Here is a 26,423-nt window from a genome sequence, read left to right as displayed (position 1 = left end):
TTAGATATTGCTATAGAAGTCTATTGTTTGACCTTCTTCAATGGTAACAACAGCTTTCTTAAATGCACTTTTTCTACCGCGGATTACTCCACCTTTTGTATATCTTACTTGTCTCTTACCATCATAGTTCATGGTATTAACGCTCTTAACGTCCACACCATAAAGTTTCTTGATGGCATTCTTAATCTCAATCTTGTTCGCATCACGAGAAACACGGAAGCCATACCTGTTAGGCATGTTTTCAGTAATTTCTGTTTGCTTCTCAGTGATGATAGGCTTAATTAGAATACTCATTGCTTACGTCGTGTTATTATTATGCGTTCAAAACATTAACCATTTCACCAAGTGCGCTCTCTGTAATGACCATATATTTAGACTCCAAAACCTTGTAAGTGTTCAAGAGTTTAACATTCATAAGGCTCACATTGGGAATATTACGAGCGGACAAATATACAAAATTATCCGCATTATTCAAAACCATCAATGTACGCGCAGCATCCACCTTAAGGGCTTTAAGGATACCCACGAACCGCTTTGTCTTAGGAGATTCAAAAGAGAAATCTTCTACAACAATCACCTCTTGGTTCTTTGCCTTATAGCTCAAAGCAGAAGCTCTTGCAAGGTTTTTCACCTTCTTGTTCAACTTCTGACGGTAGCTTCTCGGTTGAGGGCCAAACACTGTAGCACCACCACGAAGAAGAGGAGAGTTAATATCACCTCTACGCGCTCCACCTGAACCCTTTTGACGGATCAGCTTGCGAGTACTACCGCTGAGCATGCTTCTTTCCTTAGTGGCATGTGTTCCTTGGCGTTGGTTTGCTCTATACTGCTTTACAGCCAAATAGATAGCATGGTCATTAGGTTCAATGCCAAATAGACTCTCCGGAAGAGTTACTGTTCTGCCGGTTTCTACACCGTTGATATCTAAAACTTTTACCTCCATGTTTACTTTTCTATTAATACGATTGAACCATTAGCTCCCGGTATGGAACCCTTCACAAGAAGCAAATTGTTTTCTGGAAGGACCTTAACTACTTCCAAGTTCTGCATAGTTACTCTCTTATTTCCTGTCTGACCAGCCATACGAGTACCTTTGAATACTCTTGCAGGAGTAGAACAAGCACCGATAGAACCCGGAGCACGCAAACGGTTGTGCTGACCGTGAGTACTTTGACCCACACCACCAAAACCATGACGCTTCACGACGCCTTGGAAGCCTTTACCTTTAGACTTGCCTATTACGTCAACAAAGCCTGCATTTTCAAAGAAGTCGACAGTAAGGACATCGCCCAACTTGTACTCTTCTTCATAGTTTTTGAACTCGGCCAAGAATCTCTTGGGTGTAACACCACTTTTCTTGAAGTGACCTTGAAGAGGTTTGGATGTGTGCTTTTCCTTCTTGTCCACAAAGCCAAGTTGGATAGCTTCATAACCATCTGTCTCCACAGTCTTCACCTGGGTTACAACACAAGGACCTACTTCGATAACAGTGCATGGTACATTTCTACCCTCGGCACTGAAAACGGAAATCATTCCGATTTTTTTTCCTAATAATCCTGGCATTTCAGTTGAATATATAAATAATGAACATTAAATATTTGTCTTAATCTCGATCTCAACACCACTTGGCAACTCCAAACGCGCCAAAGCGTCAACAGTTGAAGGAGTAGCATTCAAGATGTCGATCAATCTCTTAAATGTAGAGAGCTGAAACTGCTCACGGCTCTTCTTGTTTACGAAAGTAGAGCGGTTTACAGTGAATATACGCTTGTGTGTTGGCAATGGAATAGGACCACAGATAGTTACACCTGTTGCACTCACTGCTTTTACGATCTTTTCAGCCGACTTATCTACGAGTTGATGATCGTAAGACTTAATTTTGATTCTTATTACCTGACTCATAATATGTATGATTCAAAAATGAACTATTTCTAATTACTTAATAAGGTCTACACGGCCTTGTACTTCTGTAAGCACCTCTTTAGCGATGTTAGCAGAAACCTCAGCATAGTGAGAGAATGTCATTGTAGATGTTGCTCTACCTGAAGTGATAGTACGCAAAGCTGTTACATAGCCGAACATTTCAGCAAGAGGAGCTTTAGCCTTAACGATTCTTGCTCCGGTACGATGGCTTTCCATACCTTCTACCTGACCTCTACGCTTGTTAAGGTCGCCGATCACATCACCCATGCTCTCTTCCGGAGTTACAACCTCTATCTTCATGATTGGTTCAAGAAGTATAGGTCCTGCCTTTTCGGCTGCACTCTTGAACGCCTGAATAGCACAGATTTCGTAAGAAAGCTGGTCAGAGTCCACGGGGTGATAAGAACCATCTATCACGGTTACTTTCAACTTATCAAGCGGATATCCTGCAAGCACACCGTTCTTCATGGCACGTAGGAATCCCTTCTGAATAGATGGAATAAATTCTCTTGGAATGTTACCACCTTTCACTTCGTCAATAAATTGAAGTTCGCCTTCAAACTCAGCATCGGCAGGCTCTACGCGGACAATCATATCCGCGAACTTACCACGACCACCGGTTTGTTTCTTATAAGTCTCACGAAGTTCTACGCTCTTAGAGATAGCTTCCTTATAAGACACTTGAGGCTTACCTTGGTTACACTCTACCTTAAACTCACGTTTAAGACGGTCAATGATGATCTCAAGGTGAAGCTCACCCATACCGGAGATAACGGTCTGACCTGTCTCTTCGTTTGTTTGAACGGTAAATGTCGGGTCTTCTTCTGCAAGCTTAGAAAGACCAACACCGAGCTTATCAAGGTCTTTTTGAGTCTTAGGCTCTACGGCAATACCGATAACAGGATCGGGGAAGTCCATAGACTCCAACACCATCGGATGTCCTTCTGCACAGAGTGTGTCTCCTGTACGAATATCCTTAAATCCTACACCGGCGCCAATGTCTCCACAACCGATAAAGTCTTTTGGATTTTGCTTGTTAGAGTGCATTTGGAACAAGCGAGAGATTCTCTCCTTCTTGTCGCTTCTTGTGTTATAAACATAAGAGCCTGCATCCAACTGTCCGGAATAGACACGGAAGAAGCATAGACGGCCCACATAAGGGTCAGTTGCAATCTTAAATGCCAAAGCGCACAAAGGGGCATCAGGCGATGTCGGTCTTACTACTTCTGTATCAGGATCACCCGGAAGAGTCCCCACGATTTCAGGAGTATCTACCGGACTTGGAAGATAAGCACAAACAGCATTTAGAAGTGTTTGTACTCCCTTATTCTTGAAAGAAGAACCACAAAGCATCGGGTTGATCTGCATTGAGAGTGTTCCCTTACGGATAGCCGCACGAATCTCTTCCTCTGTGATTGCTGATGGATCTTCAAAGTACTTCTCCATGATCGCATCATCAACATCGGCAAGAGTTTCAAGGAGCTTATCTCTCCACTCTTCTGCTTCAGCTTGAAGATCTGCAGGGATATCCTCTATCGAGTAGTCTGCACCCATTGTTTCATCGTGCCACAAGATCGCCTTCATTGTTACAAGATCGACAACGCCTTTGAAAGTCTCTTCGGCTCCGATAGGTATTTGGATAGGACATGGATTGGCACCCAATACATCCTTTAGTTGGCGAACCACTTCAAAGAAGTTGGCTCCGCTACGGTCCATCTTGTTTACATAAGCGATACGAGGCACTTCGTACTTGTCTGCCTGTCTCCAAACTGTTTCGGATTGAGGCTCAACACCACCAACCGCACAGAAAGCAGCCACAGCACCATCAAGAATACGGAGTGAACGCTCCACTTCCACAGTAAAGTCAACGTGTCCCGGAGTGTCGATAAGGTTGATTTTGTACTTATCGCCGTCATAGTTCCAAGATGTAGTTGTTGCTGCAGATGTGATAGTTATCCCTCTTTCCTGCTCTTGTTCCATCCAGTCCATAGTGGCTGCACCATCGTGCACCTCACCAATCTTGTGTGTAAGACCGGTATAGAACAGGATACGTTCAGAGGTTGTTGTTTTACCGGCATCGATGTGAGCCATGATACCGATATTTCTTGTAAGTTCTATTCCTTGTTTTTTTGCCATTGTCTTTTCCTTATCTATCCACAAACTCTACGCAATCTTCGTGCTCTTCATTCCTTTTGTAACCATACCAAAATGAGGCATTAGATATAGAAGTTTTTCTGAATGTTTTCTATTGTTATTACGTGAGCTGTGTCTTTTTCTTTTATATAAGAGTGGAACTTAGAATCTAAAGTGAGCGAATGCACGGTTAGCTTCAGCCATACGGTGCATATCTTCTTTTCTCTTGAATGCACCTCCTTGGTTGTTATAAGCATCTACAATCTCTGCAGAAAGCTTATCCGCCATAGTCTTACCACCTCTTTTTCTTGCGTAGCCGATAAGGTTCTTCATTGAAAGAGACTCTTTTCTTTCGGGACGGATTTCCATAGGCACTTGGAATGTAGCACCACCCACACGGCGGCTCTTCACTTCCACTTGAGGAGTGATATTATCCAAAGCGATCTTCCAGATCTCAAGAGCAGACTTCTCTTCGTTAGGAAGCTTTGTCTTTACGATCTCTAATGCTGAATAGAAAATATCGTAAGACAAGTTTTTCTTTCCATCGTACATAAGATGGTTTACAAACTTACTTACTTTTACGTCACCGAAAACAGGATCTGGCAACACCTGTCTTTTCTTTGGTTTAGCTTTTCTCATTTTGGTCTAAAAATTTTCGTTTTGTCATTGGTTGTTCCTTCTTCTGTCTTCAACACTACCGCCGTAGCATTTACTCAACCTTGGGAGCCTATCCAATATTACTCAAAACATCGTTTAGTAATAATTGTCTCTTCGTCTTTCGAGCGAAGTAGAAAAGGGGAAATTTTGTTTTGCTCTCTCGTGAGAGCTTTTCTGAAGCCTCCTATGTTATATATGTATAGGAGTTCAAGACAAAGGCGATGGATTACTTAGACGCCTTAGGTCTCTTTGCTCCGTACTTAGAACGACGTTGGGTACGACCATTAACGCCGGCAGTATCCAATGTACCGCGAACGATATGGTAACGAACACCCGGAAGGTCTTTTACACGACCACCACGAACAAGTACGATTGAGTGCTCTTGCAAGTTGTGTCCCTCTCCCGGTATGTAAGAGTTCACTTCCTTACCATTTGTCAGACGCACACGTGCCACTTTACGCATTGCCGAGTTTGGCTTCTTAGGTGTTGTGGTGTACACACGCACACAAACGCCACGACGCTGCGGACAAGAGTCAAGAGCAGGAGACTTTCCTTTCTCTTCGATTGTTTTCCTTCCTTTTCTAACTAACTGTTGAATTGTAGGCATTTTAAAACTGTTTTTATTTCTGTGTTATATCGTATTTGATACTTCTTTTATCGTATCTCCGCCATAGGATACACGATTGAACGCACAAAGGTAAGCATAATTATCTGATTATACAATAAATCAAGCAGATAAATTATTTTCACCCCCCTTATTTCAACTCTTTTGAGAAAAGAAGACTTCCGGAAGGAAAATACTTTTCTCTATCCTGAAGAGAAAAAACGATACTCTTTTTGAGGTAATATACCCCTGTTAAAACTGCTCTAAAACCGCCCTTTCAAGAGAGCGATTTTTATATATTCCATACCGCCGATAGAGCCTCTTTTTACCCTCTCTCTATTTTGATCGGTGGGGTCGTTTTCAGAGCGCGACCGAATTGTTAAATCCACCCCATTCTATTAACACAAATTCCGATACTCGTTAAGCAAAAACACTAAACGAGCATATTCTTCCGGCTTAACGTGTTTAATTTTTCAATGAACACGTTTACCGATTTCATTAAACACGTTTACCGGATTCGATTAACGTGTTTAGCCAAAATGATTAAAACACTAACTATCAGCATATTATCTATTTTCACCCTAAAATACCCCTGAAAAGGCAGATTTCTTTATTAGGAAACGTTCACATGATGGAGCGTTAAAATTCACATCTATTAACGCGAAAAAGCCCCATGAAACGGACTGAGAAAAAATTTTTTCCAAATTCGCAATTTTTCAAATCTCACTGAAAACAAACAGATTAAGCGACAACCCGAAGGAGATATATTCAGAAAGCAACTGTTTCCAACAGAAATATTCGATATCTCTCAAACTCCGTTTTTATATAAAAATTCCGGCAAAAACAGTCCTCTTTCAAGGCAGGGAAAACCGAATATCGGATGTCCGAATTTAAGCTTTAATGTTGCCGAGAATCGGGAAAGACAAGACGTAAAAAGAAAGCCCTTTTTACCTCTCCTTCTTTGGCAGCAAACATGAAAGATCTTGACGTTTTGCCACAAAAAAAAAGAGCTATGCCAAACTTACGCTTGGCATAGCTCTTCTATTGCTAAAGAACAGTTCGGAGCAGCGCGCTCCACCCGTTCTTATTATCTTCTTGTTATGGGAGTTTGTTCCAGAAAGCGATGTTAGAAACACGCTCTATGGTTATCTTTCTGTCTCCTTCACGAACATCGTCAGACTCGGATGCAGGTACGGCATTCACTTTCTTGCCTACCCCTCTCCACTTCAGCATGCTTGCAGGTACACCTCTCTCGATAAGAGCATTGACCACAGCTTGTGCGCGCTTGCGAGAAAGCTCAAGATTGTATGCCTGATTGCCTTGAGCATCGGTATAACCGGTGATAAGGAAGTATTGACCGGACTGCTTTTTCAACATCTTAGCAGCATTATCCAATGCTTTTTCAGATTCCGGCGTGAAGTCGTATCTGTCGAAACCGAAGTTGATATTCTCCAAAAGATTACCTACTTGTGGTTCTGCCTCCACAAAGACCTTCTTCTCTACAATCTTCTCCACGATCTTTTCGACCGGTTTTTCTACCTCCACATATTCTATACGTGGCTGCGGACGCTTGTCTTTGCCTCCGAAGCGGAAAAGGACATTGAGAGAAACCTGTGCAAAGCGAGGAAGCTCCTTGCGTATAGGCATGATATACTCTCCTTGAAGCCCAAGACCCACGCTGTTGTTAAGCCAGGCATTGACACCGGCACCAACTGAGATGGGGAAGAATTGGTTCTTGTCCTCCAACTTATCCTTGCCATTCCAAGTGTCTTTAGACGACCAGCCTGCCTGTCCTGTAGGATCCTGACTGAAACGTCCTATGTTTCTCGCTTGAAAATCTTTCCAAAGATAGTTGGCTCCGACTCTTAAATAGGGCTCTACATACTCGGATCCGAATAGCGGACTAAGTCTGAACTGCAAACCGGGACCTCCCATAAACAAGAAGCTGTGCTTGCCCGACTTTCCTGTCTGTTCGGGGTTGTTGTATGTGATACCCATAGTTCCTTGAAGATCGAGATAGAACCACTTGTTCAGCTCTCTGGCTACGTATAGCTTTGCGCCTCCCATAAGATGATCTACTCTGAAGTTGTAGAAGTAGTCGTCTTGTCTGCTTTCAAATCCGGAGATAGAGACTCTGTTCCAGTTGATAAGAGCACCTCCGACACCTACTTCCCACGCTTTCTTCGCAGGCTTAGCCTCTTGGGCTTGCAGCGTAGTACTGCAGAACCCAAGAGCCAAAGCGGCAAGTGTATATATTGTATATCTTATTTTCATTGTCTTGTTGTTTTATCTATTACATCCTGATGGTGATATCCCACACTTGTTCGTTTATGATCAAGGAAGATCTTGCTGAGGAATAACAATAGGAGCATTTACACCATAGAAGTCTTTGAACTCAAACTTCGGATCTTGAATAGTAGTGATGTAGTATGGAAGAGCTCTATAAGGAGAATATCCGGCACCAAGGATTCTCTCATCCTTCTTAACCTGAGTCAACTGTCCATAACGGTCTCCCTCCAGATAGCTCATTACAGACCAAACACCGCCATCACGTGGAGCAAGAAGCTTGTAAAGAGGATTGTTATCCTTAAGAGAGATATCTGTTTCGGTCGTAACATTGTTGTTTCCTTCTCGCTTGAATGATACGATCTTATACTTGAAGTTGTTTCTGTATGAAGGAGTATCTCTTAACAAGCTGCCCGGAAGTTTGTCTGATGTCCAAACTTTTACAGGAGTTGGTTCCAGTTTGTACTTCAAATAGAAGTCCGGCAAACGGTCTATAACATCAAGTTCTCCCCAGATAGTAGTCTGGCCATGTACGACAGCTATCTTCGATCCGGTAAAGACCGGAGTAGGATGGATTTCCGGAACGTGTATAGGCTCAGGAAGAACCGGCTTCTCTCCGTAGAAGTATCTTTCACCGACAATAGTAAAGTAGTTCTTCTGACCGTTCCACTCATACTGTCTTACTTGCAACACTCTCTTATTATAGTCATGAATTGCAGGATTAGGAAGTGGTCCTGTCTTCTCTATATCCATTAGAACGATAGGACGTATAATCATCACAATGTTCTTATCTCTTGCTTGATTGAAGTCTGCATAGTAACCATCCTTAGATACGAGCCATCTTTTCGTCTCATCGTTGAATGTGATGTTTTCGATTGTTGGAAGTTGAGTAGGATCATTTACCCTACCTGTTCCAAACTCAGGTTTCGGCAACTCTGCCGGATATTCACCCCAAACACCATCTACTTCACGCTCGTACTTGTAATGCACTGCAGTAAAGTGTGCAAAAGGATAGCTACCACCTCCAAGATTGACGTGAGTCTGCTGACGCAGGTAAACAAGGTCTGTGGATATTCTGGTCTTTATCTTGTTTGGTACAAGTGTGTTCTTTGCAGACTCCATGGTTTCTCCTCCAATCTTAACACGAGTAGAACCAAGTCTTTCTGCTTCCGGCTTCTTATATGGCAACTTATCTACCGAAACTTTGAATCGGCCATCGGTATCGGTAACAAACTTTTGTCCCGGCATAGCAGGCATATTATCTACCTCTGTTCCCGCAGGAGCAGGCTTTCCTTCCTTGTCATAAACGATGTACCATACACCGCCATCTTCCGGATCTACATACTCTTTCAAAGATGCATTGTAGTATTGAGCTACGACGTTAGCCTTGCCAGTTACAAGACCGCTGGAATCCTTTCCATTCTCTCCGTCTTTACCATCTTTACCGTCTTTACCATCCTTACCATCTTCACCATTTCTACCACGAAGATAATGCCAGAAGTCTGCAAGGCTTGTCTTTTCGCATGGCCATTCATAGCCCGGATTATGAGGGTCCATAACAGGTGCTGCGCTACCTTCGCAACCGGCTTTTACGGTATCAACCCACATTTCGTAAGCACTCTTACCATTTTCGCCATTCTTGCCATCTTGGCCATTTTGACCGTCTTTACCTCGAGCAGAAACTCCGGTATTTACATCTCCAATCCACCAGTTACCGTCAGGACCGATACGTGGAGAGACTCCATCTTGTCCGTTTTGACCATCTTGACCATTCTGACCATCTTTACCTTTGGCAGGAACACCGGTATTTACATCTCCGATCCACCAGTTACCATCAGGACCGATACGTGGAGAAACACCATCTTGACCGTCTTGGCCATCCTTACCATCTTTACCTTTGGCAGGAACACCGGTGTTTACATCTCCAATCCACCAGTTACCATCAGGACCGATATGTGGAGAGACACCATCTTTGCCGTCTTGTCCATCCTTACCATCTTGACCGTCTTTCCCTTTTGCAGCAACTCCGGTATTCTTATCTCCTATCCACCAGTTGCCGTCAGGGCCGATATGCGGTGTTCTTCCCGCTTCTCCTGTTGCGCCTGTAAGGAATCTCCAGAAGTCAACTACACTATTCTTATTAGCATCCCACTTCTTTCCTGGATTGTGCGGATCATCAACAGTTCCGGTTGCTACCGCTTCCTTCCACTGTTCGTATGCACTTTGACCATTCTTTCCGTCTTTTCCATTCTGACCATCTTTACCTTTCAAAAATTTGAAATAGTCGGCTACGCCTACTTGATCTTTAGGCCAGTTTATAGTACCATCTGCTACTTTCTCTTTCCAAAATTCAAAGGCAGACAAACCTGTATCTCCCTTTGGACCTTTAGGCATTACTACATCTACTTGCGTACATGCCCCCACTATGCTGGTGATGAGCACAAGCAATAGCGACAAATAAAAAAATTGCCTTTTCATGAACTAATTAAATCTATTGAATAATATTTATTGTGTGTGTTTTCTTAAATTCGAGCGCAAAGATAATATATTTGGACACAATAATCAAAAATCAAAATGATAAAAAACCAAAAACAAGACCAATAATTACATAAACAAGCACACTAATATCAAAATAAAGGCAGAAAAATCATCAAAAACAGATTCATCATTTCAAATAAATGCACACAAAAGACAATATAGAGCATATTTTGAATAAAAAATAGGGAGAGGCGTTTTTTATACACCTCTCCCTATCATTATATTCTCTTCAGATGGATCTATTACTTCTTCTTGAGAACAATATTATCCACTCTAAAACCATTTTTATTTTCGGCTCCTTTTGAATTGAATTTAATGGAGATCTTTCCTTCTGTCAGTGTCGGAGCGACTATCTCGACACTCTTCTGCTGATACTCGTTCTGCTTAGGATTGGTGAGAGATACCTTTTGAGTTTTACCTCCTACTATCACTTCCAAAACACTTTCTGTATCCCCCGACTTATTTGTAGCGAGATCGAATGTCAATACAAGTGTATTTGCTTCTCCCGGAACAGAGATATTACCGACTTGGAAGAAGGTATCAGGCTCCTTAGGAAACCAGATATGCCCATCCAAATGAGAGGTAGCACGAACATCTGCACCGGAGATCTCATAAAGATACCCCTTATCTCTGTTTTCTGTATCTATACAATTCAATAGTTTATCCAGCGTATCAGCTTTATCCTTTGAGCCTTTAGGCATATTGCCGAACCCTTCTTTGAAAAGAGCTCCTTCGGGAGATGGATCCGGATTGACACCTTTTTGAGTGAGAGTAAACTGCAATGTCTCTTCTCCTGCCTGTACACGGATGATTGCTTTACGCTCTTGACTGTCGGTATTGGGAGATGGAGAAACCACAAACTGTCCGTTTCCGATACCGGAAAGAGGAGATACAGACACCCAGCTTTCCGATGTTGAAGCATTCCAGGCAACACCCTCTCCTGCGGTTACATTCACAGTTATCGGAGAGGTCGAAGCAGCTTCTATCGTAGCTTCGGAAGGAGTTATTGCAAACTCTTTCTTTTCCGGACGCAGCTCGTGAGTACCGCCATCTACATCGCTCCATGGTTCTATTACAGTACCCAATTCGTTTACCTCAATATTTCCTTCCGGTGTGATATTCAGTGTAAAGGTGTATCTCTTACCTCTCTCAAAGTTCATCTTGTTAAAATTGCAGTGATACTTTTTACCTCCGGTATCAGAAAGATACAGCATCATATCCACATCATTTTGAGGGATTAGGATTGAAGAGAACGAGTAGCCGTCTTCAGAAAGTTTTGCCCATACCACCTCTGCTTCTTCATAATCGGAGAATGCTCCATCTTGGAGGTTGAACTGTCCCTTTCTATGGAAGCCGGAGATACCGACAGAAAGAATCTTTACAATTTTCTCTTTAGCCTTCGGAGTGAATACAAACTGTACAAAACTCATTTGATGACGGAAAGAGAGTTTGAACTGAGATGTAGGAGTCATACTGTTTACTCCTTTCAGATTGTTGGCATAAATCAAATCCAAAGCCTTTTGGTCAGACTGATTCGACACATCCAACTTGATCTTCCTCTGATTTACATCAGCTCGATAAGGATGATAAGCCACGAAATCGACATTCGTTCCATCCTCTGGCAGAAGAATCTTATCGCCTTCCGTCTTCGGGATGAAGAGAGCCTCTGCTCCACCTTCGGCAGTAATATATGCCGCATTTTCTTTTGCTTCTCCGGCAGCAGGCAGCATATAAACGCCTATTTGATCTTTCGCTTCAAAAGCCGTCTCTGCTGCACGAGAAGTAGAACCGATGATGGACGATTTGAAAGCCACAGGTTCTTTTCCAAATCCATCCGTCGGCATATCCGGCTTGCTGTTACAAGCAGCAAGGGCAAATACGCCCAGAGCTCCTAATAGTAGTTGTTTAAGTTTCATTTTTAATTCATTTTATGGGATTAAAACTCAATAAATACTCTGTATATATCACCAAAGATGATCTTCTATTTTATTCTTCACTTCATCTTTCAAGAATGGAAAAAAGGTAAATCCGGTCTTTCTTTCCACCTCCTTTACCGTACACTTGTATTTCATATAATTATCACCTGAAATCTCGGAAGTATTTTTCATGATGAATCCTATCGTATGAAATTCTCCATGTCTGTCCATTTTAGCCAGCACCTTGTAGTAGTAGTGCGGAGCAGGACAATCTTTTCCGTCATTATCTTGAGCCATGTGTACCGGTTCGCCATCCTCCATACCGGCTCCGGTAACCACATATAGCGTATCTTTTCCCACTCCATTGGTAACCAGTCCGGCTTGCCATGTTCTGATCTGTCCCTCCAATCTCTGCCAGATCCGCTGGTTCAGATCGCTTGCTTGAGGTGTCATATTGGTTGCATAGAAGGTAGCATCGTTCAGCTTTCGACCTGCTGTCCTGTCTCCGCTTGGGAGTTGATGCCCTCTATCATACTTTATTCCATCCTTGCTTTGATACCCTTTCTTATCAAGACGAGCCTGATACTCTTTCGGGACATCGGGGTCAAAGTCAAAGTTATTCAATCTCTTGAAGTTGCCCAAATAGAATCCGTGGAGAGGATAAGCCACCCAATAGGCAAACTTAAGCTTGGTGTCGAGCAGGAATGTATAGTTTCTTGCACCATTCAGTTCGGTTGAGAAGTGAGTATGGACGAGCGTATTGGGCAAAGAACGCTTTTGGGGCAGCTCCCGATAACCGACCTTGTCGTCCGGGATAAGTCCTCCCGGCTTAAGATTGATACCATAACTGTACTCATATCCCATCTGAAAAGCATGACTATCCACACGGATATTCCAGATATACTCTTTTCCGGAAGGCAGCCTAAACAGCACTCGCATTGCGTTACTCTTTTCCGAAGGCAGTATGAACGCTTCGGCTCTCACCTCCGATCCTGTTCCGTCTATCTTGGCGGTAACAGTCTCTCCGGCTGCCGGCTCTATACTCCACGTGCGAGAGAGGAGGTCGAAACGCCCTTTTGTAGGAAATCCCTGCAGAGTTACCTGCAGTCCTTCAAGGGAAGAGCCGTCGGTAGAGCGCACATTAAAACGCACTTTGGACAACGCATGGCGGAAGACCAGATCCGCTGCACTGCTTTTACTGGTGATACCATTCAGATTATCGGCATATAGAAGATTGATCTGCTCCGGAGCAGACTGATCCGAAACGGAAAGCGAAACACTCTTTTCATCGAGGGGAGTTCTATGCGGATAGTAGGCAAGTATGTCTATCTTCTGCCCTTCCATCAGATGTATCTCGTCCGAACTCGAAGCCGGGCGGAAAATGGCACGGCTGCCGCCTGTCTCATTTATAAACAGATTATTATCTGCTATCAGCTCTCCTTTGTTCCATACAGCTTCCGGACGGCTCATTCTCGTAAAGACTCCGATTTTATCTCCGGATGCCCACTCTCCATCAAGGGCACGTAAACTCTCGTCTGCAAAGTTTGCAGAAAAAGTAAGTCCGATCTGCTCTTTCTTTTGAGGCACTTTAATACCGCTCTCCTGCTTACAAGAAACCGTTCCGAAAGCGACCAAAAAGAGAAGTAGCATGGCTCCACTCAGGGAAGCCCTATGTTCTTCTTTTGTGTACATCATACCTAAAGTATCTTTTTGCCACCATCGCCCTTTTCTTCTATCACAAGCTCTCCATACTTTATATGCTCAAAGATCCACCGACAGGTCGGTGCTTTATCACGAAGGGCGACTATTGTGTAAAACTTTCTGTCTGTTTTCTAATCCTTATTTTCTATTCCGTTTCGTTTCTTCACGCCTTATCTCTTTTCGAGAGACAATAGTAACACTTTTTTCCGTTCTGTTTATGCTTGTATGCGACGTACCATATTCCGTACCCAACTCCTTGGAGCAAATCTTCCCGAAAAGACCAACAGCCGGTTCCATACGCCATGAATGGCAACCACCTGCCCTCTCATCATTGCTTCGTAACCAAATCGCGCCACATCTTGAGGCTCGCTCACCTTTAGATTCCTAAACAGTCCCGAAGCCAAGAGATCGGCTCTCGCCTCAAAGCCCGTCCGTATAGGTCCGGGGCATAGAGCCGTTACGGAAACGCCCGTCCCTTCCAACTCCGTGGCAAGAGCTTCGGAAAAAGAGAGGACAAACGCCTTTGTCGCATAATAAATACTCATGTGAGGACCGGGCTGAAAAGCCGCAATGCTGGCAACATTCAGTATCCGCCCCTTCTTGAGCCATACCATCTCCTGTCCGAAAAGATGACAAAGCTCTACCACGGCAGAGATGTTCAGAGCGATCATCTCCTGTTGTTTTTTCAGATCGGAGGTACAAAACGGAGCAAAATCGCCAAACCCCGCATTGTTTACAAGGATCTCTATCTCGAAGCCTTGCTCTCTAACCAGATCGTAAAGCCTGCGAGGAGACTCGACAAGAGCAAGATCCATGGCAACGATATCGGCAGAGACCCCGAAGGACTGCTCTATGTAGAGCTTCAAAGAAAGCAATCTCTCCTCGTTTCTTGCTACCAAAACGAGGTGATGACCATTGCTCGCCATCAGCATCGCAATCTCCATACCAAGACCTCCGGATGCTCCCGTTATCAATGTTCTTCTCTTATCCGACATAAAACAACAGTTTGTATATACGAATGTAAAGAAAAACGATGATACCTTTCCCGAATTTCCTATTTTTAACCTATGTTTCCATTCCGCACCACAGCTCTGTTTTTATATATTTAGTACCGAAAAAAGCTCTCTTTTTTCCCTCTCTCTATTTTGATCGGAGGGGTCGTTTTCAGAGCACGACCAAACTGTTAAATCGGAGCTGTTTTATTAACACAATTTCCGATACCTATTCATCCAAAACGATAAAGCAGTATATTTTGTCGGCTTAACGTATTAAACGAAACCGGTAAACGTATTTACCGATTTCATTTAATACGTTTACCGGATTCAATTAAAGTATTTAGCCAAAAACATCAAAACTCTCAATATCAATCAATTAAGCATTTTCACCTTAAAATGTACCTAAAAAGGCAGATTTCTTTATTAGGAAATATTCACAGGCGCAGGCATTGAAATTTACACCTATTAACGCGAAAAGCGCCCATGAAACGGACTGAGAAAAAATTTTTTCCAAATTCGCGATTTTCCATATACGCCTGAATGTAAAACACTTAGCACACCCTCTCCATTTTTCATGCTCTCCGACCGGGAGAAAAATCGGAGCAAGAAAAAGAGGAGCCGGCTCTCCGTTTTTATATAAAAGCTCCCCTTAAAAGAGCCTAAAAGAGAGGTTGAGAAGAGAGCATCTCTTCCCTCTTTTACGGAAAATATAACTATCTTCGTGAAGCCTTTACAACAAGGTTTTGTGTCAAGCATCAGACACCTAACAGACAACAAAAGAAGAAAGATATGAGTCACGTACATTTTATATCCTCAAAGCGTAAAAGCATTCGCAAATTTGCACCCGTCCCTGTCCCTCAAGAGGCTGTACAGGAGATATTAGAGGTAGGGCTTCGTGCGCCATCCTCGATGAGTACCAACGCCACACGTTTTATTGTAGTAGAAGATAAGAGCACGCTGGAAGCGTTGTCCAAGAGTAAGAAGATGGGCAGTAAGTTTTTGGCAGAAGCTCCGTTGGCTATCGTTGTGGCTGTGGATCTCAATAAGTCGCGCCGTCCGGAAGCAGAAGCCGCCATCGCTGCCACTATGATGCAGCTCGCCGTTACCGATCTGGAGCTTGGCTCATGCTGGATACACGTGGCAGACTCCACCTCTCCCGACGGAGAAGAGAGCGAAGCCGTCGTGAAGAGAGTACTGAACATCCCTCCGAGCATAGGAGTCCTCTGCATCCTTGCACTCGGTGTCCCTGCCAATGATGAAGATCTCGCATTCCGTGATATAGAGATAGACTGGGGACGTGTATCCATAGACACGTTCAAGGATATAGAAGACTGATTTCACTACACCATGTACACCTTCTGTCTTGTAGGCTCCGGCAATGTTGCGACCCACATAGGGACAGCTCTCTCAAAGGCAAATCTCCGATGTTTGGGCGTGATGAGTGCCACGGCAAAGCACGCAGAAGCATTGGCTCGGAAGCTCGACACCAAAGGAGTAACAAGAGTGGAAGAGCTTCCCCGAACGGCAGACATCTACCTTCTATCCGTTACGGACACCGCTTTAGCCTCTCTTGCCGGGCAGCTTTGCCGGCATATCGCTCCGGATGCTGTGCTTCTGCACACGGCAGGAAGCATTCCTATGCAGACACTTTCTCCCCATCCCCATATCGGTGTGCTCTATCCGTTGCAGACGTTTTCACGTTCCAGAGCGTTGGATATGTCCGATGTTCCTCTGTTCGTAGAGGCTTCCGACGAAAAAGCAAAGGAGACTATACAGACACTTGCCTCTGCTCTTCAGAGCAAGCAGATCAGGGAAACCGGCTCCGGCGAACGGCTCATCCTGCACCTCGCTGCGGTTTTCGCCTGCAACTTTTCCAATAACATGCTGCACTCCGCAGCCCTTCTGCTCAAGAGGTATGGACTGGAAGAGACCCTTCTGAACCCTCTCATACAAGAGACCATGGCTAAAGCGATGGAGATGGGAGCGGATAAGAGCCAGACCGGACCTGCGGTAAGAGGAGACCATAACGTGCTTTCGCGCCACCTTTCACTGCTGGAAGAGGAGGGCTTGCCTTCTCTTACCGAAGTGTATCGGAGCGTTAGCCATAACATCCAACAGTTGTCGCACCACACAAAAGATTCAGATGAGTAGAATATTAGAAGACCTGAGACCATTCAAAGCAGTCATATTCGATGTCGATGGAGTACTTTCCAAGACCACCATCGATATGGATGAGAGTGGCATTCCAAAGCGTACCGTGAATGTTCGAGATGGCTATGCCATCAAGCAAGCCACAGATCAAGGGCTCATTTTAGGTATCATCACAGGAGGCTATTCTCCCTCCCTGCCGTTGCGATACAATGCACTCGGCATGACGCACGTCTATATGAAAGCCTCCAACAAGACAGAGCAGTGGGAAGACTTCTTACAAAAGACCGGGCTACAGCCTCATGAGGTGATCTATGTAGGCGATGATATTCCGGACATACCGGTAATGTCGCGTAGCGGACTCGCCGTTGCACCTGCCGATGCTGCTCCTGAAGTGAAAGCAATAGCGCACTACATCTCTCCGGTGGAAGGAGGCATGGGAGTTGCCAGAGACGTATTGGAACAGTTGATGAAAGCCAAAGGGCTATGGCTAACCGGGGATGCCTTTGGATGGTAAATATAGAATAACAAAATATGCCACGTACTAAGATAATACTTGGAAGCAGCTCCCCAAGAAGAAAAGATCTTCTTCGGAAAATGGGGTATAAGATAGAGGTTCGCACCGCACCCTGTCAAGAGGACTTTTCTCCCGAGATGGACCCAAGAAAAGTCCCTGAATTTTTGGCAGAGAAAAAGGCTCGTGCCATAGGTCCGTTGGTTTCAAAAGACGAGCTGCTCATTACGGCAGACACGATAGTCCTCCTCGATGGAGAGATCATAGGCAAACCGAAAGATAAAGAAGACGCTGTACGCATCCTCTCACTCCTGTCCGGGAAAATGCACGAAGTGATTACCGGCGTGGTGCTATCCTATAAAGGGAGGGTCTGTAAGACAAGTGCCGTAACAAAAGTATATTTTCGCCCCCTCTCCCAAGAGACCATCCGCTACTATGTGGACGCCTACTCCCCTCTGGACAAAGCCGGTGCATACGGCATACAAGAGTGGATAGGGCTCATAGCGGTAGAGAAAGTAGAAGGATCTTTCTACAATGTGATGGGGCTGCCAACCTCTCTACTCCGTCATGAGATAGAGAAATGCCTTTCCGGGGCATCCAAATAAAAAGCAGGCAAAACCTCTAAAAGGCTATTATTCAACATTATTTTGTACCTTTGGGAGGATGTTTTGCCACGAGGCTCAAACATAGAATCGTATATTCCAACACATAAAACTTATAAGAACATGAAGATTAAACAGCTCACAAGCTTAGTGTTGGCAGCTCTTATGGGAGTAGCCATGTTCGCTTGTACGCCTTCGGAGAAATCGACGTCCGAAAAAGACAACATCATTAAAGTCGAAGTCCCGGAAAGACCGGCAGGTCAGGAGCACGTATTGGAGCTTGCCACCGAACCGCTTCCTACCGTAAGAGTCGGATTTATAGGACTTGGTATGAGAGGCCCCGGTGCCGTATATCGCATGATGAACATACCGGGAGTGGAGATCGTGGCACTATGCGACGTAGAGCAGGATCGTGTAGAGAAGGTCAATGCAAAGCTTGTGGAAGCAGGCTTGCCCAAGGCTCAAGAATTTTATGGAGACACTGCGGTATGGCGTAAGCTCTCTGCAATGGAAAATCTGGATCTTATCTACATCGCCACAGACTGGTCTTCACACGCGAAGATGGGTGTTCAGGCGATGAACGATGGCAAGCACGTGGCTATCGAAGTACCTGCTGCGATGACCATGGAAGAGATTTGGGATCTTATCAACACTTCCGAACGCACAAGGAAACACTGTATGCAGCTTGAAAACTGCGTATATGACTTCTTCGAGCTTACTACTCTGAACATGGTTCAACAAGGTCTGCTTGGTGAGGTGATACATGGCGAAGGCGCGTATATCCACTCTCTGAACGACTTTTGGAGCGCATACTGGAACGACTGGAGACTGGACTACAACCGCAAGCACAGAGGCGATGTATATCCTACACACGGTCTCGGCCCGGTTTGTCAGGCGATGAACATTCACCGTGGAGATAAACTCAACTACCTTGTCAGCATGGACACAAAGCCTTTGCAGATTCCGGCTCTTATCAAAGAGAGAACAGGAGAAGAGGTAAAAGACTTCCGCAACGGCGACCATACGATGACAATGATCCGCACCGAAAAGGGTAAGACCATCATGATTCAGCATGACGTTGCTTCTCCAAGACCATATAACCGTCTGTATCAAATCTCCGGGACAAAAGGATTTGCCAATAAATATCCCACTCCGGGCTTTGCTCTTAGCGGAAAGGATCTGGATAAGGAGACTACCCTGAACCACGAAGATCTCGACACACACAACTTTGTTCCGGACGAAGTACGCAAGCAGTTGATGGAAAAATACCGCCACCCGATCGTGGATGTAGAACTTGAAGAGACTGCAAAGCGTGTCGGAGGACACGGTGGTATGGACTTCATCATGGACTATCGCTTGATCTACTGTCTGCAAAAGGGTCTTCCTTTGGATATGGACGTGTACGACCTTGCAGAGTGGTGCTGTCTGATTCCGCTTACAGAGATTTCTCTCGACAACGGTTCTGCTCCGGTAGAGATTCCGGACTTTACTCGCGGTCACTGGAATAAGCTATCCAAGCTGGAGTTTAAGAAGTAAACCTCTAAAATATCTGCGGATTCGACACTCCGTATTCGCAAACAGAAGAGAGGGTTATCCGATATTTTCATCGGGTAGCCCTCTCTTTTTATGGTTGTATCCGCTGCGCAATTATTTTCTTATCCCGCTCAAAACTTTCTCTTATAGTAATAAAAAAAGAGTCTGAACAGATTCAAACAAGAAAATCAAGGTTGGAACAGCAAGATTCAAGACCTGAATTGCAGAAAGTGAGCCTTGATTTTTACCATTCAAGCCTTGAAGTGAGGATTTGATAAGGTTCAAAGAGACTTTTTTACCTGTTCAGAAGAAGTTTTATATGCTCTCAGACCCTTTTTTCATCATGGAATAAGAGAAAAAGAGAAGAGCAAACCGGCAAGAAAGCTACTATCCAAGAGGGGAAACAAAGCTCTTTTGTCCGAACTCCGTTTACCCTGCAAGGCTTTTCTCTTCCCGCCTTGCTCCTATAGAAATTGTTTGTATTTTTGTAACATATTTGGGACACCCCATATATTCTACATATACCTATTAAAATCTGAATATGAGTAAAGAACGAGATTTTCTGATCTTCTCAGGAACAAACTCCCGATACTTGGCAGAAAAAATATGTCAAAGCCTCGGTTGTGAACTTGGAAAGATGCAAGTAGACCGATTCGCAGACGGAGAATTCAGTGTCTATTATGAAGAGTCCATTCGTGGAAAAGATGTCTATTTGGTACAGAGTACGGTACCGACATCGGATAATCTTATGGAGCTTTTGCTGATGATAGATGCGGCAAAGCGTGCAAGTGCCCACTATATCGTGGCTGTCATCCCTTACTTCGGTTGGGCGCGTCAAGACCGTAAGGATAAACCTCGTGTCTCCATCGGTGCCAAGCTGATAGCCGATATGCTTTGTGCTGCCGGAATATGTCGCTTGATCACCATGGACCTTCATGCCGATCAGATTCAAGGATTCTTTAATGTCCCTGTGGATCACCTTTACGCATCGAATGTCTTCTCCAACTACATTCAGGAGACATTGAGCATGGACAATCTCGTTATCGCAACTCCGGATGTGGGTGGTACCAAGCGTGCCAACTCTTATGCCCGCTATCTGGGAGTCCCAATGGTTATCTGCCACAAGAGCAGGCTTAAAGCCAATGAGGTTGCAGAGATGCGCATCATAGGGGAAGTAGAAGGAAAAGATGTTCTGCTTATCGATGACATCGTAGACACAGCAGGAACAATCACCAAGGCAGCCAACCTCATGCTGGAAAATGGAGCGAAGAGCGTCCGTGCGATAGCCAGCCACGCCGTGATGAGCGACCCGGCAACCGAACGTGTTGCAGCGTCTGCCTTGTCGGAAATGATCTTCACAGACTCCATTCCATACCGTAAAGAGTGCCATAATGTACGCATCCTCAGCGTTGCGGATATGTTTGCGGAAGCCATCAAGCGGGTATCCTGCCACGAGTCTATAAGCTCATTGTACAACATCTAAGTGTGTCCGATGTTCCTTAAAGGAGTAGAGAAAAATAGAACAAAAGAGAAGAGCGAAAGGGCAAGCCTCTTTCGCTCTTCTCTTTTACGGTGGTACTCGGAAAACGGTAGAGATCTGCCTTGGAGACAGACCCAAGATCCGTACAAGATATGGATATCCGAGATCATCCTCCAACAGACACAGGTAAAGCAGGGATGGGGTTACTATCTCCGTTTTGTAGAGCGTTATCCGACAGTCCGATCGCTTGCGGAAGCTCCCGAAGAGGAGGTCTTACATCTGTGGGAAGGGTTGGGCTATTACTCTCGTGCGCACAACATGATGGAGGCAGCAAGGCAGATCTGCAACGAGAAAGGGGGCATCTTTCCCTCCACATACCGAGAGCTGCTCACGCTTAAAGGTGTGGGGGCATACACCGCAGCGGCCATTGCATCCATTGCATTCGGTGAAGCTGTCGCCGTAGTGGATGGAAATGTTTATCGGGTGCTTTCCCGCTTCAACGGCATAGATACTCCGATAGACACCACAGCAGGGAAGAAGCTCTTTGCAGATATGGCTCAGGAGTACATGGATGAGGATGAGCCGGCTCTCTACAACCAGGCAATCATGGACTTCGGTGCATTGCAGTGTCGCCCCAAAGGGACTGTCTGCGAAGAGTGCCCTTTAGAGCGTGAGTGTCTGGCTCGCAAAGCAGATCTGGTGGATCTTCTGCCCAGAAAGGAGAAGCGTGTGGCGGTAAAGGAGGAGAGCATCCGGTACCTTCTCTGCTTCTCTCAAGATGGGGAGCTGATAGTGCGGCAGCGAGACAAGAAGAGCATCTGGAAAGCGTTGCATGAGTTCCCAACACTTTCTCCGGAGGATATAGACTCTCCGGGATATGAGCTGTTATGGGAGACGACACACCAGCTGACACACCGTAGACTGAACATACAGATATATGCTTCGGAGCAGAAAAAGGAAGGGCTGACAATGCCTCCGTTCTTTTCCATTCCGCTTGAGTCGCACAACAGAATAGCTTTTCCAAAACCGCTGAGAGAGTTTCTGGACAGACACTTTCCGCTACATCCCTCTTCGGAATAGAGGAGATTTCCCCGATATAAGGTTCGGCATCTAATACATAAAATAGTATCTTTGTGGGGTGTGAGAGTTTTATTCGAGACCTAGCAGTCTCAAAACAACAGAACAACCTATGAAAAAAGCATATTTGATACTCCTTTCCGCTCTTGTGGCACTGATGTTTCAAGGATGTGATTGGCTATTCAGACGCGGACAATTCGAGGAAGGAAAGATACATATCCCCCATTACGTATTAGGCTATCTGGATAATGCAAAAAATCTGGAAGCGACCTACTACTCCTATGAGAACTCCATCAACATCCGATGGGCACATAGCGTGCTGGTTTTGGGCTGGGATTCCAAAGGTGAAGATCTCGCCGGATACAAGGCGTTATGCAATAAAAACAAGGATACAAAGTACGATGCTCTTACCTATACTATCAAAGGAGATGCTTTCCGATCCTTTGGTCGCAGCTACAGATACTACTATAACTCAAATGCCATTACCGGGATAAACGTAACAAGTGATGCGGCATGGGACGATGCTCATCCGGCAGGAGCTTCTCTGAATGATATTATAATCTTCTACTCCAATGCTCTTGATCCGTTTATCCAATCGGGGTATAAGGAAGAGTTTGCCTGGGATGAGAAGAAACAAAAATTCGAGCCGATCAAAAAAGAAGACCCTAATGTGGAAGAGCTTGCAGGCAGGATAGAGTGTTTATTGTCCAAGTTCGACTTCTCCTCTTACCGTCTTCTTGGCTTGGGCGAGATGACGCTATGCCGTCTGAAGATCGCCCAAAAACCGACAAAAGAGCTGAAACACATCATCAAGATAGAGATTCTGTTTGAAGACGGAACGAAGACATTCAAACAGCTCAGTATCAATTTCCCGACAGAGAAACGCTCCTAAAATTCGACCATTACGGCTTCCGGCTCTTTGCTCCTCTCTTTCTATTGCGCTTGTAAGAGTGTCTGTAAACGATGTAGCCTGAGATAAGAATAAAGGTAAAAAGGAGTCCGAACAGAAAGATAAAGAGATCCGAGAAAGGCCCGATCACCGGATTGTATGCACGCCCAACGTGTATCTCCAAAGCAGTGTGCCATAGTGAGAGTCTTCCTTTTTTAAGGATCTCCGGCATCTCTGCAAAGGCTGATCCGTCCGATGTTTGCGCTCCGGTATTATAGCTGAACACAATCTCTTTGCCGGCAGAAAAGTCTCTACTGTATCCGCTGACCTGATTATTAAATACAGGTCTGCCTGCAGGCTTTCTCTTTTTCGGTACCACCTCTCCGGTCTGACGGTCCGTGATAACACCATTGACCCTGTCCCAGGAAAAAAGTCCACTGAAAGATCCCACCGTCCAGCCGTTTGGAGCAGGCTCCATACAGTTTATACCCATCACACTGACAGGAGGAGTGTAAGCGACAGGGCGAGGAACAGCATCCAAAGAAGCAAGAGAGAAAAATCCGGAAGAGGTGTACAACAGCCAGTCGGAAGTGTTGGCATCGTAACGCAAATTGCGCAGTTTGTCCCTCCAAGGGTTAGGATCGTCCAGCACAGAGCCGGGCAGAGGTTTCACGTCAGAGCGGATAATGGCAATCAGAAGCGGAGGACGCAAAAAAGTACCCGTAATGCCCAGAACAAGGAAGAGCACCAAGAAGAGTGCGCCAACCTTATTGTGCCACTTGATAGAGAGCTTGAGAGCATTCATTGCAGGTTTTATCGCCAGCTGTTTCTTGCGTCTGTAACGAACGAGTTTCGGGATGAAGGTGAATGCTATCCCGGTCAAGCACATCACTATAAGCAGTACCCCAAGAAAATCAACCAATAGCTGTCCCGGCAGACCGAATAGCTCGCCACTGTGTAGCAGCCAAAATGTACGGAACAGAGAGGTTTTCGCAACGTATCCTTCCGGCTCTTTGATTTCGTGAGAGTGAAAAGAGAGGTAAGGATAAGCGGCATGATACACCTTGGAACGGGTCAGCACAACCAGCGTATCACCTTTGACCGTGAGGTCGGATATACGTTCATCTATCCCTGCACGTGCTGTGAGATTTTCCCATCGGTTATCTGCGCCAAGTCTGTACAGATCGAATGTGGTGATTGCATACCGCTGCTCATCCGGTGTGGATACTACTCTGTTCACGATTCTATTATCTGCGCCCGTGAGAAGACCGGCATTAAACGCCGCAAAGGAGCGATGTAATGTGTCGGACAACAACATCCCGGCAGTGCCGTAGAGCAGTACGGAGTCTCCACCAAGCCTGATAGTCCCTTTCACTGCTCCGTTGTTCCAGTTGGTATAACCATAACTCGCCGGCAGTGCCGATCTTGGAATATCTATGCGTGAAACCGCTCTCCGGTGATTGAGAACAATGCCGGAAAGAGCAGACAGAATAATAAAGAAGCAAACAAACAGCCCTATCCATTTGTGGTACTTCTTAAAAGCTCTGTTCATATCAGTAGAAATCTGTTTTTAGATGAGTATCTGTTTTCGTGCAAAAGTAGCAAATAAATCTCTCGAAAAGCTGTAACATAAATCACGATAAACAATAAAGAAGTCTACTATATTTGCATAAACAAACACTCAAACCAATTAGAATTATGGAAAAAAGAGCGACATTTCCCTCTGCAACCGTATTTGGTCTTTCTAACGAAATCGAATACTCCGAAGGAGGAATCATAAGCAAGCAGATACTCAAAAACGATGTAGGCAACGTTACACTCTTCTCATTCGACAAAGGACAAGGACTAAGCGAACACACTGCACCCTTTGACGCTTTGGTACAGATCATAGAAGGAGAAGCAGAGATACTTATAGGCGGAAAACCTCATAGCGTGAAAGCCGGTGAGATCATCATCATGCCTGCCAACGTTCCGCATGCTCTGCAAGCGGTGGAAAGCTTTAAGATGGTTTTGACAATGATTAAAGGAAAGTAAACCATGAGCGAATATATCAACAACTCATCCCAAAGAAAAGAGATGCTCAAGCATCTTATCCTCGAACTTCACCGAGGTACAGCACCCGAACAAGTGAAGAAAAGACTCATGGAGATGCTGAAAACCGTTCCCTACAACGAGGTTGTGGAGGTAGAGCAAGAGCTGATAGCCGAAGGTCTCCCTGAGAGTGAGATCTTGAAGTTATGCGATATACACGCCGCAGTACTCGATGGCAGCATAGACACTTCACACGCTAAGAATGTTCCTCCGGGGCATCCGGTAGACACGTTCAAGCAAGAAAACAGAGCGTTGGAAGCTCGGATAGTGAAGATAGAAGAGATACTGGAAAATCTGCCCAAACTCGATCCAAACGATTGGGAAAAGAGTCTCTTGCAGATACATGCACTCTTTAACGAACTCTCCGATGTAAATAAACACTACCTCCGAAAAGAGTACGCCCTCTTCCCTTACCTCGAAAAAGCCGGCATCACAGGGCCTCCAAAAGTAATGTGGGGCAAGCATGACGAAACTCGTGCCTACCTTAAAGCCGCACACGAACTATTGGGTCGCAAACCGATGCCTACCATTCAGGAGTTTTGCGCAGCAGTACCGGACGTTATCGTACCCGCTATTGAGGCAATACAAGGAATGATCATGAAAGAGGAAGAGATCCTGCTCCCGATGTGCATGGACACCCTTTCGGAAAAAGAGTGGTACAGCATCTATATCGAAACACCCCAGTTCGGCTTCTGTCTTTATGACCCTACAACCGAATGGCAACCCACGGAAGAAGTAGCAAACGAACCCACTTACCTTTCCGGTGATGCCATAAGACTGTCATCCGGTAGCTTCGATATGAAAGAGCTCGAAAGCCTCTTCGTTACCCTACCGATAGATATCACCTTTGTGGACAAAGAGGATAAAGTAAAGTTCTTCTCCCATAGTCCGAAGCGTGTCTTTGAGCGTAACCGTTCCATCATAGGCAGGGATGTCCGAATGTGTCATCCTCCTCACAGCGTTCACATAGTAGAACAAATCATCAACGACTTCAAGTCCGGAGCCGAGAACAAAGCCGCTTTCTGGCTCTCCAACTTCATGGGCAGATTTATCTATATAGAGTACACCGCTCTGCGAGGAACAGATGGAGAGTATCTCGGAGTAGTGGAAGTAACGCAAGATATTACCGAACTGCGCAAACTGGAAGGCGATCAACGCCTGCTATCATACTCGGAGAAGTAAATAGGAAATAAGCAATAACACCAAAAGCAAACAGTCCCGGACTTTTAGTATAAAGTTTGGGACTGTTTGTAATAAGGTTCTAAAGCTCCATTTTTATATATTCCATCCCTCCCCTCTACCCTCTTTCTATTTCACTCGGAGAAGGTGTTTTGAG

Annotated in this window: 23 protein-coding genes; 10 read left to right on the top strand and 13 right to left on the bottom strand. The window is 44.9% G+C overall.

From position 1 onward, the window contains the following. From rplW to HQ43_RS03020, 12 genes are all read right to left on the bottom strand, one after another. On the bottom strand, positions 1-294 hold the full coding sequence (rplW, locus tag HQ43_RS03075) for a 50S ribosomal protein L23 (RefSeq protein WP_036789532.1): 294 nt from the start codon (positions 292-294) through the stop codon (positions 1-3). 19 nt (positions 295-313) lie between these two features. Next, positions 314-943: a 50S ribosomal protein L4 gene (gene rplD, locus HQ43_RS03070; RefSeq protein WP_036789529.1), complete on the bottom strand. Its 630-nt coding sequence runs from the start codon at positions 941-943 to the stop codon at positions 314-316. Positions 944-945: 2 nt separating this feature from the next. Next, positions 946-1,563, bottom strand: coding sequence for a 50S ribosomal protein L3 (gene rplC / locus HQ43_RS03065; RefSeq protein ID WP_052079362.1), 618 nt, complete (start codon positions 1,561-1,563; stop codon positions 946-948). Positions 1,564-1,590: 27 nt separating this feature from the next. Beyond that, on the bottom strand, positions 1,591-1,902 hold the full coding sequence (rpsJ, locus tag HQ43_RS03060; RefSeq protein WP_036789519.1) for a 30S ribosomal protein S10: 312 nt from the start codon (positions 1,900-1,902) through the stop codon (positions 1,591-1,593). 33 nt (positions 1,903-1,935) lie between these two features. After that, a complete protein-coding gene (gene fusA / locus HQ43_RS03055; RefSeq protein ID WP_036789515.1) occupies positions 1,936-4,059 on the bottom strand; it encodes an elongation factor G in 2,124 nt (707 codons plus the stop codon). A gap of 159 nt (positions 4,060-4,218) precedes the next feature. Further along, a complete protein-coding gene (gene rpsG / locus HQ43_RS03050; protein ID WP_036789512.1) occupies positions 4,219-4,695 on the bottom strand; it encodes a 30S ribosomal protein S7 in 477 nt (158 codons plus the stop codon). 244 nt (positions 4,696-4,939) lie between these two features. Continuing rightward, complete coding sequence (rpsL, locus tag HQ43_RS03045; protein ID WP_036789510.1) at positions 4,940-5,320, bottom strand: 30S ribosomal protein S12; 381 nt, start codon at positions 5,318-5,320, stop codon at positions 4,940-4,942. Positions 5,321-6,415: 1,095 nt separating this feature from the next. Further along, entirely contained in the window at positions 6,416-7,591 is a 1,176-nt protein-coding gene (locus tag HQ43_RS03040) for an OmpA family protein (protein WP_036789508.1), read from the bottom strand. Between the two features lie 60 nt (positions 7,592-7,651). Next, a complete protein-coding gene (locus HQ43_RS03035) occupies positions 7,652-10,081 on the bottom strand; it encodes a collagen-like domain-containing protein (protein ID WP_052089695.1) in 2,430 nt (809 codons plus the stop codon). A 302-nt stretch (positions 10,082-10,383) separates the two neighbouring features. Next, positions 10,384-12,057 carry a fimbrillin family protein gene (locus HQ43_RS03030; protein ID WP_036789506.1) on the bottom strand — a complete coding sequence of 558 codons (1,674 nt, stop codon included), beginning with the start codon at positions 12,055-12,057 and terminating at the stop codon, positions 10,384-10,386. A 48-nt stretch (positions 12,058-12,105) separates the two neighbouring features. Continuing rightward, entirely contained in the window at positions 12,106-13,752 is a 1,647-nt protein-coding gene (locus tag HQ43_RS09425; RefSeq protein ID WP_081964524.1) for a DNA/RNA non-specific endonuclease, read from the bottom strand. A 221-nt stretch (positions 13,753-13,973) separates the two neighbouring features. Then, a complete protein-coding gene (locus tag HQ43_RS03020; protein WP_036789498.1) occupies positions 13,974-14,753 on the bottom strand; it encodes an SDR family NAD(P)-dependent oxidoreductase in 780 nt (259 codons plus the stop codon). Positions 14,754-15,542: 789 nt separating this feature from the next. Here HQ43_RS03020 and HQ43_RS03010 point away from each other — a divergent pair. The 8 genes from HQ43_RS03010 (at position 15,543) to HQ43_RS02975 (ending at position 22,999) form a co-directional block, all read left to right on the top strand. Further along, positions 15,543-16,088, top strand: coding sequence for a nitroreductase family protein (locus tag HQ43_RS03010; protein WP_036789492.1), 546 nt, complete (start codon positions 15,543-15,545; stop codon positions 16,086-16,088). Between the two features lie 12 nt (positions 16,089-16,100). Then, on the top strand, positions 16,101-16,904 hold the full coding sequence (locus HQ43_RS03005) for a Rossmann-like and DUF2520 domain-containing protein (protein WP_036789486.1): 804 nt from the start codon (positions 16,101-16,103) through the stop codon (positions 16,902-16,904). Further along, a complete protein-coding gene (locus tag HQ43_RS03000; RefSeq protein ID WP_036789483.1) occupies positions 16,897-17,418 on the top strand; it encodes a KdsC family phosphatase in 522 nt (173 codons plus the stop codon). Before HQ43_RS03005 ends, HQ43_RS03000 begins: the two co-directional genes overlap by 8 nt. 17 nt (positions 17,419-17,435) lie before the next feature. Then, a complete protein-coding gene (locus tag HQ43_RS02995; protein ID WP_036789482.1) occupies positions 17,436-18,020 on the top strand; it encodes a Maf family nucleotide pyrophosphatase in 585 nt (194 codons plus the stop codon). 120 nt (positions 18,021-18,140) lie between these two features. Further along, positions 18,141-19,553: a Gfo/Idh/MocA family protein gene (locus HQ43_RS02990; RefSeq protein ID WP_036789481.1), complete on the top strand. Its 1,413-nt coding sequence runs from the start codon at positions 18,141-18,143 to the stop codon at positions 19,551-19,553. A 538-nt stretch (positions 19,554-20,091) separates the two neighbouring features. Further along, positions 20,092-21,033: a ribose-phosphate pyrophosphokinase gene (locus tag HQ43_RS02985; protein ID WP_036789478.1), complete on the top strand. Its 942-nt coding sequence runs from the start codon at positions 20,092-20,094 to the stop codon at positions 21,031-21,033. A gap of 9 nt (positions 21,034-21,042) precedes the next feature. Next, positions 21,043-22,110, top strand: a complete 1,068-nt coding sequence (gene mutY, locus HQ43_RS02980) for an A/G-specific adenine glycosylase (protein ID WP_036789475.1) — start codon at positions 21,043-21,045, stop codon at positions 22,108-22,110. A gap of 109 nt (positions 22,111-22,219) precedes the next feature. Continuing rightward, positions 22,220-22,999 (top strand): hypothetical protein, encoded by a 780-nt coding sequence (locus HQ43_RS02975; protein WP_036789472.1) that lies wholly within the window; start codon positions 22,220-22,222, stop codon positions 22,997-22,999. A 10-nt stretch (positions 23,000-23,009) separates the two neighbouring features. Here HQ43_RS02975 and HQ43_RS02970 read toward each other — a convergent pair whose 3' ends face one another. Then, positions 23,010-24,548, bottom strand: coding sequence for a PepSY-associated TM helix domain-containing protein (locus tag HQ43_RS02970; protein ID WP_036789469.1), 1,539 nt, complete (start codon positions 24,546-24,548; stop codon positions 23,010-23,012). Positions 24,549-24,694: 146 nt separating this feature from the next. Here HQ43_RS02970 and HQ43_RS02965 point away from each other — a divergent pair, with 146 nt between their 5' ends. After that, positions 24,695-25,030, top strand: coding sequence for a cupin domain-containing protein (locus HQ43_RS02965; protein ID WP_036789467.1), 336 nt, complete (start codon positions 24,695-24,697; stop codon positions 25,028-25,030). A gap of 3 nt (positions 25,031-25,033) precedes the next feature. After that, positions 25,034-26,269 (top strand): DUF438 domain-containing protein, encoded by a 1,236-nt coding sequence (locus HQ43_RS02960; protein WP_036789465.1) that lies wholly within the window; start codon positions 25,034-25,036, stop codon positions 26,267-26,269. The last annotated feature ends 154 nt before the right edge of the window (positions 26,270-26,423 follow it).

Source organism: Porphyromonas canoris (assembly GCF_000769115.1).
Classification (GTDB): Bacteria; Bacteroidota; Bacteroidia; order Bacteroidales; family Porphyromonadaceae; genus Porphyromonas_A; species Porphyromonas_A canoris.
The sequence above is the reverse complement of the archived record's forward strand: the minus strand, read 5'-3'. Positions and strand labels throughout refer to the sequence as shown.

What these genes read in the sequence shown, in the direction of transcription:
- rplW (WP_036789532.1), bottom strand. Translation starts at nt 294, where the DNA reads ATGAGTATTCTAATTAAGCCTATCATCACTGAGAAGCAAACAGAAATT.
- rplD (WP_036789529.1), bottom strand. Translation starts at nt 943, where the DNA reads ATGGAGGTAAAAGTTTTAGATATCAACGGTGTAGAAACCGGCAGAACA.
- rplC (WP_052079362.1), bottom strand. Translation starts at nt 1,563, where the DNA reads ATGCCAGGATTATTAGGAAAAAAAATCGGAATGATTTCCGTTTTCAGT.
- rpsJ (WP_036789519.1), bottom strand. Translation starts at nt 1,902, where the DNA reads ATGAGTCAGGTAATAAGAATCAAAATTAAGTCTTACGATCATCAACTC.
- fusA (WP_036789515.1), bottom strand. Translation starts at nt 4,059, where the DNA reads ATGGCAAAAAAACAAGGAATAGAACTTACAAGAAATATCGGTATCATG.
- rpsG (WP_036789512.1), bottom strand. Translation starts at nt 4,695, where the DNA reads ATGAGAAAAGCTAAACCAAAGAAAAGACAGGTGTTGCCAGATCCTGTT.
- rpsL (WP_036789510.1), bottom strand. Translation starts at nt 5,320, where the DNA reads ATGCCTACAATTCAACAGTTAGTTAGAAAAGGAAGGAAAACAATCGAA.
- HQ43_RS03040 (WP_036789508.1), bottom strand. Translation starts at nt 7,591, where the DNA reads ATGAAAATAAGATATACAATATATACACTTGCCGCTTTGGCTCTTGGG.
- HQ43_RS03035 (WP_052089695.1), bottom strand. Translation starts at nt 10,081, where the DNA reads ATGAAAAGGCAATTTTTTTATTTGTCGCTATTGCTTGTGCTCATCACC.
- HQ43_RS03030 (WP_036789506.1), bottom strand. Translation starts at nt 12,057, where the DNA reads ATGAAACTTAAACAACTACTATTAGGAGCTCTGGGCGTATTTGCCCTT.
- HQ43_RS09425 (WP_081964524.1), bottom strand. Translation starts at nt 13,752, where the DNA reads ATGATGTACACAAAAGAAGAACATAGGGCTTCCCTGAGTGGAGCCATG.
- HQ43_RS03020 (WP_036789498.1), bottom strand. Translation starts at nt 14,753, where the DNA reads ATGTCGGATAAGAGAAGAACATTGATAACGGGAGCATCCGGAGGTCTT.
- HQ43_RS03010 (WP_036789492.1), top strand. Translation starts at nt 15,543, where the DNA reads ATGAGTCACGTACATTTTATATCCTCAAAGCGTAAAAGCATTCGCAAA.
- HQ43_RS03005 (WP_036789486.1), top strand. Translation starts at nt 16,101, where the DNA reads ATGTACACCTTCTGTCTTGTAGGCTCCGGCAATGTTGCGACCCACATA.
- HQ43_RS03000 (WP_036789483.1), top strand. Translation starts at nt 16,897, where the DNA reads ATGAGTAGAATATTAGAAGACCTGAGACCATTCAAAGCAGTCATATTC.
- HQ43_RS02995 (WP_036789482.1), top strand. Translation starts at nt 17,436, where the DNA reads ATGCCACGTACTAAGATAATACTTGGAAGCAGCTCCCCAAGAAGAAAA.
- HQ43_RS02990 (WP_036789481.1), top strand. Translation starts at nt 18,141, where the DNA reads ATGAAGATTAAACAGCTCACAAGCTTAGTGTTGGCAGCTCTTATGGGA.
- HQ43_RS02985 (WP_036789478.1), top strand. Translation starts at nt 20,092, where the DNA reads ATGAGTAAAGAACGAGATTTTCTGATCTTCTCAGGAACAAACTCCCGA.
- mutY (WP_036789475.1), top strand. Translation starts at nt 21,043, where the DNA reads ATGTTCCTTAAAGGAGTAGAGAAAAATAGAACAAAAGAGAAGAGCGAA.
- HQ43_RS02975 (WP_036789472.1), top strand. Translation starts at nt 22,220, where the DNA reads ATGAAAAAAGCATATTTGATACTCCTTTCCGCTCTTGTGGCACTGATG.
- HQ43_RS02970 (WP_036789469.1), bottom strand. Translation starts at nt 24,548, where the DNA reads ATGAACAGAGCTTTTAAGAAGTACCACAAATGGATAGGGCTGTTTGTT.
- HQ43_RS02965 (WP_036789467.1), top strand. Translation starts at nt 24,695, where the DNA reads ATGGAAAAAAGAGCGACATTTCCCTCTGCAACCGTATTTGGTCTTTCT.
- HQ43_RS02960 (WP_036789465.1), top strand. Translation starts at nt 25,034, where the DNA reads ATGAGCGAATATATCAACAACTCATCCCAAAGAAAAGAGATGCTCAAG.